The following is a 16,156-nucleotide window of genomic DNA, read 5'->3' on the forward strand; positions in this document are numbered from 1 at the left end:
TCACTCCTTTCGACCGACGAGCTCGGCGTCCAGACTTGCTTGCGCGGGCGGCGATCGAGCCGGGGTTCACCACGGGGATCGCCTCGGGGATCGACCCCGGGGGTCAGTGGCGCAGCTGGCGGCGGGAGGAGACGCCGAGCTTCGCGAAGATGTTGCTGAGGTGCCACTCGACCGTGCGCGGGCTGATGAACAGCCGGGTCGCGATCTCCGCGTTCGCCAGGCCGTCGCGGACGAGGCGCACGATCTGCGTCTCCTGCGCGGTGAGCTTCCCGGCCACCGCCGGTTCGCCACCCCGCCGAGCGGGCGGCGCACCCGCGGCGGTCAGCTCCCGGGCCGCCGTCCCGGCGAACGCCTCCATGCCCATCGCCGTGAACATGTCGTGCGCGGTGCGCAGCGGTGCACGGGCTTCGTCGCGACTGCCGCGCCGCCGCAGCCACTCACCGTGGTGGAGGTGGGCGCGGGCGAGAAAACCCCGGATTCGCGTACGCCCGAGGCGAGCGACCGCCTCGGCGTACGCGATCTCCGGCTCCTGCCCGGCCAGCGCCCTCGCGTAAGCCTCCAGTCCCAGCGCGCCCTCCGTGCCGCTCGCCCGCGTCAGCGGGGTCAGGCGCCGCACCGCGGCGTCGGCGAGCTCCGGCCGCCCGGCGTGACCCGCGGCCGTGACCAGCTCCAGCAGCGGCGCCCAGGTCAGCACGCCCCGCTCCTGGCTCGGCTCGAGCGCCACCTGCGCCGCGTCCGCCGCCTCCTCGAACCGGCCGAGCCCGTTGCACAGCACCGCCCGCACCCAGCCCGCGTTGATCGCGCCGAGCCCCTCGCCGCGCCGGCCCGCGTCCGCCGTCGTGACCAGCACCAGCTCCTCGGTGCGTTCCTCGTCGCCCCGCCAGGCGCTGAGCAGCTGCGCCGTGTACGCCGGACCACGAAGACCGGTGCTCTCGCCCACGTCGCGCAGCTCCTCGACGTGCGCGCCGGCCGCGCCCAGCTCGCCGGTGAGGATCTCCACGACGATGCGCGTGGTCAGCGCCATCGGCAGTGCTGCCAGCGCACCTGTTTCCCGGGCCAGCGCCAGGTAGCGGCCGGTGACCGCGTCGGCCGCCTCGTCGTCCACCAGGTCCACGGCCGCCGAGCATGCGAACCACAGCCACCGCGGGTCCTCGTCGCCGCGGAACGCCCGCAGCGCCCGTTTGATCATCGGGGCGCCGGCCGCGAAGCCCGCCGTGTAGCGCTCGGCCAGCCCGTCCAGCAGCAGGTCCGCCGCTCGGGGAGGCCCGGCCGGCGCCGGCGCGGCCCGGGCGGCCTTGGCCACGTCGGCCAGCGTCACCCCGGTCGGGTCGGCGGCGTACCAGGCGGCCCGCAGCGCATCCAGGTAGGTGGTGCGGGCCAGCGGCGCGTCCAGCGGCTCGAGCCGGCCCGCGGCCCGCAACAGCAGCGCCGGGGTGTCCCGGCCGCGGTCGACCGCGAAGGTGATGTCCGCCCGCAGCACGTCGGCCCGCGCGCGTTCCAGTTCGCCGAGCGGGCGGGCGTCGGCCATCGCGAGCAGCCGCAGCGCCGCCTCGGGCAGGCCGCCCTGGTGCTTCGCGGTCGCGGCGGCGAGCAGGCGCCGGCCGCGCGCCGCCGGGTCGGGGGTGAGCTCGGCGGCGCGTTCGAGGAACGCGGCCGCCGCGGCCGGGCCGCCACGGTCGCGGGCGCGCTCGGCCGAGCGCTCCAGCTCGGCGGCGACCTCCTCGTCGGGGTCGCCGGCGGCCTGGGCGCGATGCCACACCCGCCGGTCGGGGTCGGCGACCGGATCGGTGGCCCGGGCCAGCGCGTCGTGCGCGCGGCGCCGCCCGGCCGGGTCGGCGGCGCGGTAGACGGCCGAGCGAAGCAGCGGATGCCGGAACCGGACGGAGGCGGCGAACTCCACGAACCCGGCGACGGCCTGCGGATTTTCCTCGACGCCGAGCAGCTCGACGGCCCGCCAGACCAGCACCGGGTCGCCCACCGGCTCGGCCGCGGCGACCAGCAGCACCTGGCGGGCGGCGGGGGAGAGGCCGGCGATCTGCCGGCGGAAGCTCTCCTCGATGCGGTGCGGCAACTCCGCCGGCGTGAGCAGGCCGAACCCGCCGGCCAGCTCGGCCGGGGTGAAGCCACGCGGCAGCTCCACCAGGGCCAGGGGGTTGCCGCCGCTCTCCGCGACGATCCGGTCGAGCACCCGGGCGTCGGCGGGGCCGGCGTGCGCGGCGGCGAGCAGGGCGCGGGCGGCTTCGTCGGGGAGGCCTTCTACCTGCAGGCAGGGCAGCCCGGTGAGATCGGGAGACTCCGTACGCTCCGCGAACACGATCCCGACCGACTCGGCCCGCAGGCGGCGCGCCGCGAAGCCGAGCACCCGCGCCGACGCCCGGTCGAGCCACTGAGCGTCGTCGATCAGGCAGAGGACCGGCTGCTCCCGCGCCAGCTCGGCGAGCAGGCCCAGCAGGCCCAGACCGACCATGAACGGGTCGGGCGGGCTGCCCGCGCTGATCCCGAACGCCGTGCGCAGCGCCTCGGCCTGCGGCGCGGGAAGGTGGGCGAGCCGGTCGAGCATCGGCGCGCAGATCTGGTGCAGCGCCGCGAAGGCGAGCTCCCGCTCGGCCTCGATCCCGACGGCGCGCACGACATGGCAGCCGGTGGCCCGGCCGCGCAGGTGCTCCAGCAGGACGGTCTTGCCGATGCCGGCCTCGCCGCGCAGCACCAGCGCCCGGCTCTCGCCGGTCGCGAGGCCGGCCAGGAGGCGGTCGAGCTCGGCGCGCTCGGCGACCCGGTCCAGAAGCATGGTCAGGCCGGCCGATGCCGCTCGTGGTGGCGGGCGACGCGCACCCGGTTGCCGCAGACGTTCGGCGCGCACCAGCGGCGACGCTTGTTCTCGGCCAGGAACAGCATCGAGCAGGCCGGGTTGGCGCAGCGGCGCAGCAGATCGAGCCGCTCGGAGTCGGCCAGCAGCGCGATCGCCTCCCCGGCCACGGCCGCGAGCCGGGCGTCACCGCCGTGCCAGCGGGTCTCGCGGAGGCCGTCGGCGGAGAGGCGGGGGCTGGCCGGCGCCTGGGCCGCGATCGCGTTGAGTGTGTCGATCGCGCCCGGGTCGAGGTCTCGTGCCTCGATCAGGTGACGGATCGCGGCCCGGAGCCGACGGGTCTCGGCCAGGCTCGGCGCCGGGCCCACCGGAAGCCGCGGCGCCTGGAGCTCCCACCAGGCAGTCGCGGCCCGTTCGGAGGAGAGCAGGTCGATGGGCGGGTTTACGGCGAGCATCACCGTGTCCGCGAGGTCGATCGCCACGAGCGGCTCGCCGCCCATGGGGAAGCCGGCCCGCTGAAGGTCTTCAAGCAGCACAGATGGGACGCTAGCCCTCAGCTGCTAATGCTTCAAGACCGCACGTGCCCATTAGGTCTCACAGGGCGAAAAACCGCAACCACAGGTACGGCACGGCCAGCGCGACGGAGATGACGGTGACGATCAGGCCGTACTTCGTGAACTCCCAGAAGGTGATCCGGTGGTCGGCCCGGCCCGCGATGCCGAGGACGACGACGTTGGCCGAGGCGCCCACCGCGGTGGCGTTGCCGCCGAAGTCGGCGCCGATGGCGAGCGCCCACCACAGCACCTGGGCCTTGCCGAGACCGCCCGAGCCGTCGACCAGTTCGGCGACGATGGGGCTCATCGTGGCCACGTACGGAATGTTGTCGACGATTGCCGAGAGCCCGGCCGACGCCCAGAGCAACAGCATCGTCGCCGGCCACAACTTGCCCTCCACCGCGCCGGTCGCAGCGTGCGCGATCTGGTCGATCACCCCGGTGTTGACCAGCGCGCCGACCATGACGAACAGTCCGGCGAAGAAGATCAGCGTGGGCCATTCCACCTCGCGGGCGACCTCAGCGGGATCGAGCCGGGACAGCGCGAGCAGCAGCAGCCCGCCGAGCAGCGCCACCACGGACGGCTCGAGATCGAGCAGGGTGTGCAGCACGAACGCGGCGAGGACGGCGGCCAGCACGGACAGACTGATCACGAGCAGGCGGGGGTCGCGGATCGCATCGCGTTCGCGCAACGCCATCACCTTGGACACGCGTTCCGGGTCGTACCGGAACGCCTTACGGAACATGATCCGGCACAGCAGGACGAACACGACCAGCACGACGGCGACGAACGGCGCGAGCACGGCGAGGAAGTCGTTGAAGCTCAGCCCGGACCGGCTCGCGATGATGATGTTGGGCGGGTCGCCGACGAGGGTCGCGGTGCCGCCGATGTTGGAGGCGAACACCTCGGCGATCAGGAACGGCACCGGCGGCACGCCGAGCCGATCGCAGACCAGCAGCGTCACCGGGGCGACCAGCAGCACGGTGGTCACGTTGTCGAGTCCGGCGGAGACCACGCCGGTGACCAGGACGAGGATCACCATGATCGGGAAAGGGCGACCCTGGGCCTTCTTGGCCGACCAGATCGCCAAGTACTCGAAGACGCCGGTGCGCTTGAGCACACCGACGATCAGCATCATGCCCAGCAGCAGGAAGATGACGTTCCAGTCGACGCCGGCATCTTCGGAGAAGAAGGCGTGCTCGGCGTCGGTAGCGCCCAGGGCCAGCATGATCGCTGCTCCGCCGAGGGCGACGGTGACCCGGTTGAGCTTCTCGGTGGCGATCAGCACGTACGCGACGGCGAACACCGCGACGGCGGTCCAGGCGATGGCGCTCAACTGTGTTTCCCCGGTTTCGGTCAGCCGTCAGCGATCGCCGACCAGACTTCCCGGCACACCAGGATCAACCTATCAGCCGACGCCCGGCTCTTCCCGCGTCCGCTCGACCTGCTGGTAGACGTCGGGGATCTCGTCGCCGTCCCGGTCGACCTGCTCTTCGGCGCGAAGGTGGCGGTAGGTGCGGTTGCGGGCGAGCAGAACCAGGGAGGCCAGCAGGGCCGCCACCAGCGAGCCGGACAGCACGGCGATCTTCACATGGTCCTCGCGGTCGCTGCCGATGCCGAACGCCAGTTCCCCGATCAGCAGCGACACGGTGAAGCCGACACCGGCCAGGACTGCCAGTCCCGCCATGTCGATCCAGGCGAGGCCGGCGTCGATCCGGGCCCGGGTGAACCGGGCGATCAGCCACGTCGCCGACAGGACCCCGATGGGCTTGCCGACGATCAGGCCCACCATGATGCCGATCGCGGCCGGATCGGACAGCGCCGAGCCGAGCCCGTCGAGGCCGCCGATGGTCACGCCGGCGGAGAACAGGGCGAAGATGGGCACCGCGATGCCGGCGGAGATCGGGCGGAACCGGTGCTCGAAGTGCTCGGCCAGGCCGGGGCCCGAGTGATCTTCCGCCGGTGTCAAGACCGGAACGGCGAAGCCGAGCAGAACCCCGGCGACCGTGGCGTGCACCCCGGAGGCGTGCACCAGCGACCAGGTGGCGAAGGCCAGGGGCAGGAGCAGCCACCACGACCGCACCCGCCGCTGCACCAGCGCGGTGAACGCGGCCAGCGGGATCAGCGCCGCCAGCAGCGGCAGCACGGACAGATGCGCCGTGTAGAAGACTGCGATGATCACGATGGCGAGCAGGTCGTCGACCACGGCGAGCGTCAGCAGGAAAGTGCGCAGCGCGGCGGGCAGGCTCCGCCCGACGACCGCCAGCACGGCCAGCGCGAAGGCGATGTCGGTGGCGGTCGGAACGGCCCATCCCTTCGCGGCGCCACCCCAGTTGACCAGCAAGTAGCACACCGCCGGCACGATCACCCCGCCGACCGCGGCGGCCACCGGCACCGCGGCACGGCGCGGGTCGCGGAGATCGCCGGCGACGAACTCACGCTTCAGCTCGAGGCCGGCGACGAAGAAGAAGATGGCCAGGAGCCCGTCGGCCGCCCAGGTCACCAGGCTCAGATCGAGATGCAGCGCGGCCGGACCGACCGTCAGCTCCGTCAAGGCGTGATATCGGTCGGACCACGGCGAATTGGCCCACAGCAGCGCGACGAGCGCGCCGGCCAGCAGCAGCACCCCGCCGATGGTCTCCTTGCGCAGCACGTCGGCGATGCGGCGCACCTCGGGCCATGATCCGCGCCCGAGCAGGGACGGCGTCGGACGAGAGAAGTCAGGCACGGCGGCTCCAGGTTTTCTGGTCGGTGAACGACGTTGCCGACCAGACTTCCCGGCGCACCTGCCGGCAAGCCTACCTGGTGCGGGACTTACGACCACGCGTCCGCGGTGGCGGCACGGGAGTACGGTGACTGCCAGGTGTGCCGGGAAGTCTGGTCGGCGGTCATGAACCGTTGTCTGCTGGAAAGGCTCGCCTGTCATGAACGCTGCCGCGGTCGGCGCTGTCCACCTCACCAAACGGTATGGGCGGCTGACCGCCGTCGACGATCTCACTCTGGAGGTCGCGGCGGGTGAGGTCTTCGGGTTTCTCGGCCCGAACGGCGCCGGCAAGTCCACCACCATCCGCATGCTGCTCGGACTCGCCCGCCCCACCGCGGGACAGATCCGCGTTTTCGGCACCGACGCTGCCGACGTGGTCGCCGCACATGCCAAGCTGGCCTACGTACCGGCCGACGTAGCCCTGTGGCCGCGGCTGACCGGCGGCGAACACCTGGAGTTGCTGGCCGCCACCGGGCCGGGCATCGATCGCGCCTACCGCGACGAACTCGTCGAACGGTTCGAGCTCGACCCGTCGAAGCCGGCTCGCACCTACTCGACGGGCAACCGGCAGAAGGTCGCCCTGATCGCCGCGTTCGCCACCCGGGCCCGCCTGCTGGTGCTCGACGAGCCCACCAGCGGCCTGGACCCGCTGATGGAACGCGAGTTCCGGCACGCCGTCACCGCCGCTCGCGAGCGCGGACAGAGCGTGTTCCTCAGCTCCCATCAGCTCGCCGAGGTGGAGGCTGTCTGCGACCGCGTCGGTATCTTGCGTGCCGGGCGGCTCGTCGAAGTCGCCGCTGTCGCCGAACTCCGTGCCCTGCACCGCAACGAAGTAGCGGTCACCTACACCGGCGCGCCGCCACGGCTGTCCGGCGTCCCCGGCATCGAGACAGTCGAGACCAACGGCGACCATCGTCTGCGTTTCACTCTGACCGGACCGCCCGCCGCAGCGCTGCGGGCGCTCGCCGGCGCCGACGTCACCGCCCTTGCGATGCGCGAGCCCAGCCTCGAGGAGATCTTCCTCGACTACTACGGCGAGCAGGCAGGCCGATGACCGGCCTCGCCGTCCGGCAGATCCGTGGTGGCGCCGCAACCGTCGCCGTCGTCTGCGCCGGGATCACCGCCTTCATCGCAGCCAGTTACGCCGGAGTCATGGCCGACCCGGCGGCGGCCGCCGGGCTGCGCGGCATCGCCGGCAACGCCGCGATCCGAACCCTGTTCGGTGAACCGGTCGCCCTCGACCACGCCGGCGGATTCACCGTCTGGCGCGTGGGCACGGTCATCGCCGTCCTGCTCGGCATCTGGGCGATCCTCACCACGACGCGCATCACCCGCGGCGCCGAGGAAGCCCACCGATGGGATCTCCTGCTCGCCGGCCGGGTATCGCTGCGCGGCATCACCCTGCGGCACGTGGCCGGTGTCGCCGTCGCCGCCACGGCAACGGGCGGCGCCGTCACCGCCGCGCTGGCGCTCACCGCCGACCGGCCGGCGGGCGCCGTCGTCCATGGCGCCGGCATCGCCGCGATCGGCTTGTTCTGCACCGCGACCGCAGCGCTGACCGCACAGCTGTTCGCCTCGCGAGCCACCGCGTCCGGATCCGCCGTCGCGGTACTCGGCGTCAGCCTGCTGGTGCGCATGGCCGGCGATGGCATCACCGGCCTGGCCTGGCTGCGCTGGACGTCCCCGCTCGGCCTGCTCGAGCTCAGCTCGCCGTACCGGGACAACCGCCCGCTGCCGCTGCTGCTCCTGCTCGCCGTCAGCGCCGCGCTCGGTGCAACGGCCGTGCTCCTGGCCGGGCGCCGCGACGCCGGTGACGGCTTGATCCGCCGCACGGCGGCACGAACCGCCACGCGTGGTCCGCTCGGCAGCGTCGAGGCGTTCGCCCTGCGCCGAATGCTGCTGCCGCTGACCGCCTGGACCGCGGGAGTGATCGCCTATTTCCTGGTGATCGGGCTCACCGGAGTTGCCGTCACCGAGTTCATGGCGCAGAACAGCACCATCGCCGACATGGCTGGACAAGCGGGATTCGGCGGCCTCGACCAGATCGAAGGGCTTACCGCCGCCGTCTTCGGGTTGCTCTCCCTGCCCGTCGCCGGTTTCGCCGTCGTGCGGCTGGCCGCGTTCGTCGCCGCCGAGGCCGACCGGCGGCTGGTCCTGATCGCCGCGCAACCCGTCAGCCGCGAACGCTTGCTCGCCGCCGAGATGGCGGTGACCGCCGCCGGGATGGCGTTCCTGGTCACCGTTGCCGCGCTCGCCACCTGGGCCGGGGTCGCCGTGGCGGGTGGCGAGCTGGGCATGGCGGCAGCCCTGCGCGGCGCTTGGAACGCGCTGCCGGTCGCGCTGCTCGGTCTCGGTGCGGCCGTGCTCGCCGTCGGCTGCGCGCCCCGCGCGGTCATCGCGCTCGGCTCGCTACCGACCGTCGGCGGGTTCCTGCTGTACACCGTCGCCGACAGCATCGGAGCGCCCGGTTGGGTCCGCGGCATCTCTCCCTACGCCCACCTCTCGCCCGCCCCGCTGGCGCCGGTGAGCCTCACGGCGGAGGCAGTCATGGTCTCGGTCAGCGTGGCGCTCGCCGGCGCCGGACTATGGGCCTACCGCAGGCGAGATCTGTTCGGATGAGACCCGCCTCAGGTGCCGAGCATGCGGTCGAGCAGCCCGTCCAGGGTGATCACGCCGGTCATGACCTTGTCGGCGCCGACGACCGCGACCAGCGGCACGTTGGACCGGGCCATCACCGAGGCCACTTCCAGGACGGTCGCCTCCGGGGCCACCACCGGCAGCTCCGGCCGGCTGCGAGGCAGCAACTCGGCGACCGTCCGGTCCCCGAGGCCCTCGAAGATCAGGTCGGCGGCGTTCTCGTCCACCACCCTGGCCAGCGCGGGGTCGTCCTGGCAGTAGGAAGGCAAGGCCATCCTCAGCACCTGGGTGCCGGCCAGCACGGTCAGCGGCCGCCCTCGCCCGTCGACGACCACCAGACCGGGCAGATCCTGCGCCGCGAGGACCGTGACCGCCTCCCGGGCGGAGGTGGACTCGGTCACCGTGCTGAACGGCCTCGCCACATCGCGTGCGCGCATGACATGACGGTAGTCCTTGACCGCGACGGGCCGAGCGCAGCGTGCGGCGCAGGACGCCGTGCCACGCCGGCGTGTCGGCCTCGTCGTCGAAAGCCCGCGCCACCACCACGTCGGTCGAGGAGTGCAGCACGATCGACAAGACGATCGTCAGCGCGACAAGGTGGAACAACGTGTCCGCCGCGGTGATCCCGGACTCCAGCACGAGCAGGCCGTACACCACCGACGCGAAACCTTTGGGGCCGAACCACATCGCCGCCGCCTGCTCGCGCGCCGAACACCAGCAGCGCCGCGAGTTTGAACAGCTCGGCGATGTTCTCGCCGAAGTGCTCGAACGTCGCCCGCTGCCGCGGGCCGAACGTGGCCACCGTGATGCCGGCCGCGAACGCCGCCAGGAAGAGGTTGGCGTGCGTCGCCTTGCCCACGGCCAGCACGAGAAGCCCGATCGCGAAGCCGTTGAGCGGCTCGTACGCCGGCGACGCGGAGAAGAACCGGCTGCGCTCCAGCAGGATCGCCACCAGCGGGATCAGCACGCCGATGGCCAGCCCGCCGGTGACCTCCAGGGCCAACTCACCGAGGTGCAGGTCGTCGGAGCCGGCCGCCACCGCCAGGAACACGATCACGAACGGCAGCGCCAGCCCGTCGTTGACCCCGGACTCCACGTTCAGCAGATGCCGCAGCCGGGCCGGCACCTTGTCGTTGCCCACCAGCGCCGACGCGAACACCGGATCGGTCGGGGCCAGGATCGCGCCGATCAGCAGCGACTCCGGCCAGTCCAGACCGGCCACGAAGTGGGCCGCCACCGCGGTCACCGCCAGTGTCAGCGGCAGGCCCCAGCCGAGGGCACGGCCGGGCAGCCGCCAGGCCGACCGCAGATCGGCCCAGCCGACTCGCATGCCGTCGGTGAACAACACCGCGAACAGGGCCAGCTCGGCGAGCGTCCCCACGATCGGCGAATCGGAACGCACGTCCAGAACGCCGGTCGTGTCGGAGCCGAGAATGATGCCGGCCGCCAGAAACAGCACCGCGGTCGACAGGATCGTGCGCTTCGCCAGCGCCGACACCAGCACCGCGAGGAAAAGGACGACAGCGAAGGTCAGCAGCAGCACGGGCGCCCCGATCCACGACGAATCAGCCGCCGGCCTTGAGGGTGCGCGAGCCGCCGATGACAACGGCGACGACGGCGTCAAATGCAGTCTGACCTGGGAAAAGCTCCCCCATTTGGACTCGAACCAAAAACCTGCCGGTTAACAGCCGGCTGCTCTGCCAATTGAGCTATGGGGGATCGCGCGGCACCCGCCTTGCTCGGTGCCGGGGAACAGAGTACATGACCCCCGGCCATCTGCGCGAAGGGGTTGCCCGGGCGCGCCGCGCCCGAGTGAAACACCTGGTGCGGGAGTACGTTCCCGGCAGGATGGGTATGGGCCTCAGAGACGCGCGCGCGTCACGTACGGAAGGAGCCGCCATCATGCGCGGAAAGCTGATGTTCCTCGCCGGCCTCGCGGCGGGCTTCGTCCTGGGCAGCCGTGCCGGCCGGGAGAAGTACGAGGAGATCCGGGACAACGCCAAGAAAGTTTGGGAGAGTCCCACGGTCCAGGAAGCGGCCGGCGTGGCCCAGGCGCAGGCCACGAAGCTCTACTCGGAGGGCAAGGACAAGCTGCAGTCCTCCAAGCTGGGCGAGAAACTGCACGTGGCCTCGAGCACAGACCCGGCCGACTCGCTGGCCGGTTCGAACACCAAGTCCCCAGGGACCGTCTGATATCTCGCTCGACCGAACGGCCGCCCCGCTTCCGGGGCGGCCGTTTCGCCGTCCTACGGTGGGCTCATGACCGACGAGAACAAGTGGCTCCGGATGGTGTCGGCGGATCCGGGGCACTCCCGGCGGTACGTCCAGCGGTTCCGCGACCTCGCGGCCGGCGGCATGGACCTCGGCGGCGAGGCTCGGATGATCGACGCCATGGTGCGGCGGGGCGCGCGGATCCTCGACGCGGGCTGTGGCACCGGCCGGGTGGGCGGGTTCCTGCTCGAGGCGGGCCACGAGGTGGTCGGCGTCGACCTCGATCCCGAGCTGATCACGGTGGCGCGGGAGGAGCACCCCAAGGGCGAGTGGCACGTCGGCGACCTCACCGAGCTCGACCTGCCGGGCGGTTTCGACGCGGCGGTCTGCGCGGGCAATGTGATCACTTTCGTGGCGCCGTCGACGCGGGTGGAGATCCTGCGCCGGCTGGGCGCCCACTTGCGCCCCGAGGGGCGGCTCGCGGTCGGTTTCGGGGCCGAGAGGGGGTACGCGTTCGACGCGTTCCTCGCCGACGCCGCGACCGCCGGGCTGCGGCCGGAGCTGCTGCTCGGCACCTGGGACCTGCGCCCCTTCACCCCCGGGTCCGACTTCCTCGTGGCGCTCCTCGTGCGAGAAGCGTAGGCGGCGGCACCCGCCAGCGCCGCCGCCCGGAAACCGACGGTCAGGTAGTCGAGGCCGTCCCGTCCGGCACGGCGCCCTGCTGAGTCGTGCCGTCTTGCGTGCCGCCCTGGGTGCCCTGCTGGTTGCCGAAGCCGCCGCCGCCCATGCCGCCGCCCGGCCCGCCGTTGCCGCCGCCGAAGCCGCCGCCCGGCCCGCCCTGCTGCGACGCGCCGCTCCCGCTGTCGACCGCCATGCCGATGCCGAAGCCCGCGCCACCCGCCAGCGCCGCCGTGAGGGCCACCGCCGCGATCACCTTCTTCCCGGTCCACCGGCCGGCGCCCGACGACGCCGGCCCGGTAGTGGTCTCGGCGGGCACGGACGCCCAGCCCTCGCTGGGCGGGACCCATTCGCCCGCGACGGCCTCCGGCTGCGGGGAGGCCGCCGCCGGCGCGAGGCCCTCGATCGGCGCCGTGACCGGCTCCTGCCGGGGTGCGACCTGATCAGTCGTCATCGTCCGTCCTTCCTTCTGGGGTGCGCTGCACCACTCGAAGGTGCGGGCGGGACCTGTCGGCAAGCTATGCCCGGCATATCCGCCGACTGAGACTTACTCGGCCCGGACGTTGTCGATCGCGACGTCCCCTCCCGTGTTCAGGAACACCCACACGGCCCGGATGTCCGCCGGGTCGAGGGTCACCCCGCCCGGGCAGGCGATGTCGTCCCAGCTGCGCGCGACGGTCCGGCTCCCGCCGGGGTTGGTCCAGGTCCATTGCCCGCCCTGGCACCACGTGTACGCGTCACCCACCTGCACCGCGATCTCCCCGACGCTGCCCAGCGTCTCGACCCGCATGTCGAACTTGAGCCCGGGCGCCCCGGCGAGGTCGAGCGGCGACGGCAGCGCCAGCCCGAACCAGTTCCCGTTGACCGGGGTGTGCACGAGCAGCCCCGCGCTCCCGTCGGTGCTGAAGGCGGCCGACGGCTCGACCGAACCGCCCCCGTCGGCGTTGGCGATCCCGAACCCGTCGGTGCCGGACTCGAACGAGAACAGCGTCCGCGACGCCGGCTGGATCGGGCTGTCCGGTGCGACCGCGCCGCAGGAGAGCACCGGCGCGGCCCAGTCGGCGGTGCCCGTCCCGGTGGTGACCAGCCGCAGCCAGGTCGCGCCGGTCAGGTTCGCGGTCAGCGTCGTCGACGAGCCCGACGCGGCGACGGTGTCGTCCGCGAAGACCTGGAACGATCCGGCCCCGACGTCGGCTGTCAGGCTCTGGCAGATTCCACCCAGGTAGTAGGTGAGCGTGGCCGGCGCCGTGGTCCCGATCCCGCGCACGTACACCCGGGAGTCGATCGAGATGAGGTTGCCCGAGCTGTTCTGGTCGTAGAACACCGGCCCGCTCACCGAGGCCGCCTGCACCGTGCTCAGGTGCCGCCGCCCGGCGGGCGGCGCGTTGACGACATTCACCATGAGGGTGCTGGCGCCGGTCGTCCGGTGGCGGCCTCCCCACACGTACGAGGCGGAGATCGTCACCGGATAGGACCCGGCGGCCGTCCCCGCCGGCGCGGTGAGCGAGAAGTCGCCGCTGAGCGACTCGTCCGTGTTCAGCGCCCGCCGGCGGACGTGTGCCGGAGTCACGGTCCAGCCCGACGGGCCGGAAGCCGAGAGCCGGACGTCGGTGATGGCGCCGGCGCCACGGTTGGTGACGGTCGTGGCGAGCGGGCTACCGGTCCCGGGCACGAGCGTCCCACTGCTCCCGGCCACGGTGACGGCCGGCGCCGAAGCGGAGGGGCCGGACGGCCGTACGCGATAAACGACAGTGCCGTGCGCGGGAACCGCCGCCTCGATGGTGCGGCGCGCCTGGGTCACGGCGCCCGTCCAGACGTCGCGCAACCGATACGCCGCAGCTCGGGGCAACCCTGTTGCCGAGGCGGCCACACCGACCGTGGCCAGCGAGTCCGTCGAGTTGTAGAGCGCGATGGCGTGCTCGCCGGAAGCGAGCGGCTTGTCCAGCACCAGCAGGCCGTTCGTGTCCGACACGACCCAGCCCTGCGTCCCGAGCCGGTCCTGGTCGATGCCGATGATGTCGCGGTTGGTCAGGATCGACAGCGTCGCCGGCGACGCCTCGCGCAGGTCGGTTCCGATGATCAGCGGCGCCGCCATCATCGCCCACATGCTCATGTGGGTCCGGTACTCGGTGTCGGTCATCCCGCCGTTGCCGATCTCGAGCATGTCGGGGTCGTTCCAGTGCCCCGGGCCGGCGTAGGGCGCCAGCGCCACGTTCTGCGCGATGATCGATTTCAGCGAGGGCCAGTTGTCGCTGATGTCGCCGGTGGTGCGCCACAAGTGGCCGACGTCGGCGCCCCACGTCCACGGATGCGACGTGCCCCACTCGCAGATCGAGAAGACGATCGGCCGCCCGGTCTTCGCGAGCGCGTCCCGCATGGCGGTGTACCGCCGGATGTAGTCGGCCTGCGACCCGTCGGACTCGTTGTAGCAGTTGTCGTACTTGAGGTAGTCCACACCCCAGTCGGCGAGGGTCTGCGCGTCCAGGTCCTCGTGCCCGAGGCTGCCCGGGTAGCCGGCGCAGGTGTTCGTGCCCGCGTCGCCGTAGATGCCGAGCTTGAGCCCTTTGCCGTGCACGTACGCCGCGGTGCCCGCGATTCCCGAGGGGAACTTCACCGGGTCGGGCACGAGCCGCCCGGTCGCCGGGTCGCGTTCCTTGAGCGCCCAGCAGTCGTCGATGTTGACGTACTGGTAGCCCGCGTCCTTGAGTCCTTCGGCGACGAACAGGTCCGCCGTCTCCTTGATGAGCTGCTCGCTGACGTCGCAGCCGAACGCGTTCCAGTCGTTGAACCCCATCGGCGGGGTGAGGGCTTGTCCGTCGGGGAGGGCATGCGCCGGCGAGGCGGGGAGAACAGCCAGCGTCGCAAGCATTGCGGTCACCAGGAGTCTGCGCATGGCCCCCAACCGTACGCATCAATGTCTGTCTATGGAAGCGCTCCCATTGACGGGCGGCGATGAGGTGGGTAGTTTTCTGAGCACGTAATCCCGAGGGCGAGCACTGCTGCATGCGCGGCGGGCTGGGTGCGCACTGTCCCCTTCCCCCGTCATTGAAGGCTGGTCATGAAAAGACAGCTCAGCATCCTCGTCGCGGTCCTCGCCGCCCTCGCCGCCTCGGTCGTCATGTTCGTCAGTCCCGCCTACGCGGCCACCGGCCTGCACATCAGCGGCACGAACGTCGTCGAGGCCAACGGCTCCAACTTCATCATGCGTGGCATCAACCACGCGCACACCTGGTACACGAACCAGACCAGCTCGTTCGCCAACATCAAGGCGACCGGCGCGAACACCGTCCGGGTCGTGCTCAGCGGCGGCCGGTGGACCGCCAACAGCGCCTCCGACGTGGCCAACGTGATCTCGCTGTGCAAGGCGAACAAGATGATCTGCGTCCTCGAGGACCACGACACCACCGGGTACGGCGAGGACGGCGCGGCCTACACCCTCGACCAGGCGGTGAACTACTGGATCGGCCTCAAGAGCGTGCTGGTCGGCCAGGAGGACTACGTCATCATCAACATCGGCAACGAGCCGATCGGCAACAACAACCCGAGCCAGTGGACCGCCGCCACCGTCGCGGCCATCCAGAAGATGCGCAGCAACGGCTTCCAGCACATGCTGATGATCGACGCGCCCAACTGGGGCCAGGACTGGCAGTACACGATGCGGGACAACGGCCAGACCATCCTCGACGCCGACACCCAGCACAACACCGTGCTCTCGATCCACATGTACGCGGTCTTCAACACGGCCTCGTCGATCACGTCCTACCTGGACACCTTCAAGAGCAAGGGCTGGCCGCTGGTGATCGGCGAGTTCGGCTGGCAGTTCTCCTCGAGCGAGGTCGACGACCAGACGATCCTCAAGGAAGCGGTCGCCCGGGGCATCGGTTACATCGGCTGGTCGTGGTCGGGCAACACCGACCCGATCCTCGACATGACCACCAGCTTCAACCCCGCCCAGCTCACCACCTGGGGTCAGCGGATCGTCAACGGCGCCAACGGCATCAAGGCCACCTCGAAGCAGGCCACCATCTTCGGCACCTCGACGACGACCCCGCCGACCACGCCGCCCACCACGCCGCCGACGACCCCGCCGACCACGCCGCCCACGACTCCGCCGACCACGCCGCCCAGCGGCGGCGGCTGCACGGCCGCGTACGCGATCACCGGGCAGTGGCCGTCCGGCTTCCAGGGCGAGATCAAGGTGACCGCCGGCGGCAGCGCCATCAACGGCTGGACGGTGACCTGGACGTACGCCAACGGCCAGACCGTGTCGCAGGCCTGGAGCGCCACGGTGACCAGCAGCGGCTCGGCCGTGACGGCCAGGAACGTCAGCTACAACGGCAAGCTTTCGGCCGGGGGCACGACGTCCTTCGGCTTCCTCGGCTCCTGGAACAACAGCACCAACAGCGTTCCGACGCTGAGCTGTTCGGCGAGCTGATCTTTCCTCGGGGGCCCGGCCGGCGGTTTCGCCGGCCGGGCCTCGGCTGTTATAAGTCTGTTACCTCGGTT

At 71.7% G+C, this 16,156-nt stretch carries 12 protein-coding genes, 1 tRNA gene and 1 pseudogene; 5 read left to right on the plus strand and 9 right to left on the minus strand.

The features are described 5' to 3' along the window. Positions 1–103: 103 nt before the first annotated feature. From ACQPZX_RS08390 to nhaA, 4 genes are all read right to left on the minus strand, one after another. Positions 104–2,788, minus strand: coding sequence for an ATP-binding protein (locus tag ACQPZX_RS08390; protein WP_433376731.1), 2,685 nt, complete (start codon positions 2,786–2,788; stop codon positions 104–106). A 2-nt stretch (positions 2,789–2,790) separates the two neighbouring features. Then, positions 2,791–3,342: a CGNR zinc finger domain-containing protein gene (locus tag ACQPZX_RS08395; protein WP_433376734.1), complete on the minus strand. Its 552-nt coding sequence runs from the start codon at positions 3,340–3,342 to the stop codon at positions 2,791–2,793. Positions 3,343–3,400: 58 nt separating this feature from the next. Next, positions 3,401–4,696 carry an SLC13 family permease gene (locus tag ACQPZX_RS08400; RefSeq protein ID WP_433376737.1) on the minus strand — a complete coding sequence of 432 codons (1,296 nt, stop codon included), beginning with the start codon at positions 4,694–4,696 and terminating at the stop codon, positions 3,401–3,403. A 72-nt stretch (positions 4,697–4,768) separates the two neighbouring features. Beyond that, positions 4,769–6,088: a Na+/H+ antiporter NhaA gene (gene nhaA / locus ACQPZX_RS08405; protein ID WP_433376739.1), complete on the minus strand. Its 1,320-nt coding sequence runs from the start codon at positions 6,086–6,088 to the stop codon at positions 4,769–4,771. A 196-nt stretch (positions 6,089–6,284) separates the two neighbouring features. Between nhaA and ACQPZX_RS08410 the strand changes: the two genes are divergently transcribed. Beyond that, positions 6,285–7,178 carry an ATP-binding cassette domain-containing protein gene (locus ACQPZX_RS08410; RefSeq protein ID WP_433376742.1) on the plus strand — a complete coding sequence of 298 codons (894 nt, stop codon included), beginning with the start codon at positions 6,285–6,287 and terminating at the stop codon, positions 7,176–7,178. Further along, positions 7,175–8,743 (plus strand): hypothetical protein, encoded by a 1,569-nt coding sequence (locus tag ACQPZX_RS08415; RefSeq protein WP_433376744.1) that lies wholly within the window; start codon positions 7,175–7,177, stop codon positions 8,741–8,743. The genes ACQPZX_RS08410 and ACQPZX_RS08415 overlap by 4 nt, the downstream gene beginning before the upstream one ends. A gap of 8 nt (positions 8,744–8,751) precedes the next feature. Here ACQPZX_RS08415 and ACQPZX_RS08420 read toward each other — a convergent pair whose 3' ends face one another. The 3 genes and pseudogenes from ACQPZX_RS08420 to ACQPZX_RS08430 all read right to left on the minus strand — a co-directional run bounded on the left by ACQPZX_RS08420 (position 8,752) and on the right by ACQPZX_RS08430 (position 10,480). Next, complete coding sequence (locus ACQPZX_RS08420; RefSeq protein WP_433376747.1) at positions 8,752–9,198, minus strand: CBS domain-containing protein; 447 nt, start codon at positions 9,196–9,198, stop codon at positions 8,752–8,754. A gap of 13 nt (positions 9,199–9,211) precedes the next feature. Next, a pseudogene (locus ACQPZX_RS08425) lies at positions 9,212–10,304 on the minus strand (cation:proton antiporter domain-containing protein); the annotation flags it as partial. Positions 10,305–10,407: 103 nt separating this feature from the next. Further along, a tRNA-Asn gene (locus ACQPZX_RS08430) sits at positions 10,408–10,480 on the minus strand. A 183-nt stretch (positions 10,481–10,663) separates the two neighbouring features. Between ACQPZX_RS08430 and ACQPZX_RS08435 the strand changes: the two genes are divergently transcribed. Further along, positions 10,664–10,954 carry a hypothetical protein gene (locus tag ACQPZX_RS08435; RefSeq protein ID WP_433376749.1) on the plus strand — a complete coding sequence of 97 codons (291 nt, stop codon included), beginning with the start codon at positions 10,664–10,666 and terminating at the stop codon, positions 10,952–10,954. A gap of 66 nt (positions 10,955–11,020) precedes the next feature. Next, entirely contained in the window at positions 11,021–11,614 is a 594-nt protein-coding gene (locus ACQPZX_RS08440) for a class I SAM-dependent methyltransferase (protein WP_433376752.1), read from the plus strand. 40 nt (positions 11,615–11,654) lie between these two features. Here ACQPZX_RS08440 and ACQPZX_RS08445 read toward each other — a convergent pair whose 3' ends face one another. Beyond that, a complete protein-coding gene (locus tag ACQPZX_RS08445) occupies positions 11,655–12,104 on the minus strand; it encodes a hypothetical protein (RefSeq protein WP_433376754.1) in 450 nt (149 codons plus the stop codon). Between the two features lie 93 nt (positions 12,105–12,197). Continuing rightward, positions 12,198–14,543, minus strand: a complete 2,346-nt coding sequence (locus ACQPZX_RS08450; protein ID WP_433376757.1) for an NEW3 domain-containing protein — start codon at positions 14,541–14,543, stop codon at positions 12,198–12,200. A 165-nt stretch (positions 14,544–14,708) separates the two neighbouring features. Between ACQPZX_RS08450 and ACQPZX_RS08455 the strand changes: the two genes are divergently transcribed. Next, positions 14,709–16,085, plus strand: a complete 1,377-nt coding sequence (locus tag ACQPZX_RS08455) for a cellulase family glycosylhydrolase (RefSeq protein WP_433376759.1) — start codon at positions 14,709–14,711, stop codon at positions 16,083–16,085. Positions 16,086–16,156: the final 71 nt, after the last annotated feature.

This window comes from Actinoplanes sp. CA-142083, from assembly GCF_050942195.1.
Taxonomy (GTDB): domain Bacteria; phylum Actinomycetota; class Actinomycetes; order Mycobacteriales; family Micromonosporaceae; genus Actinoplanes.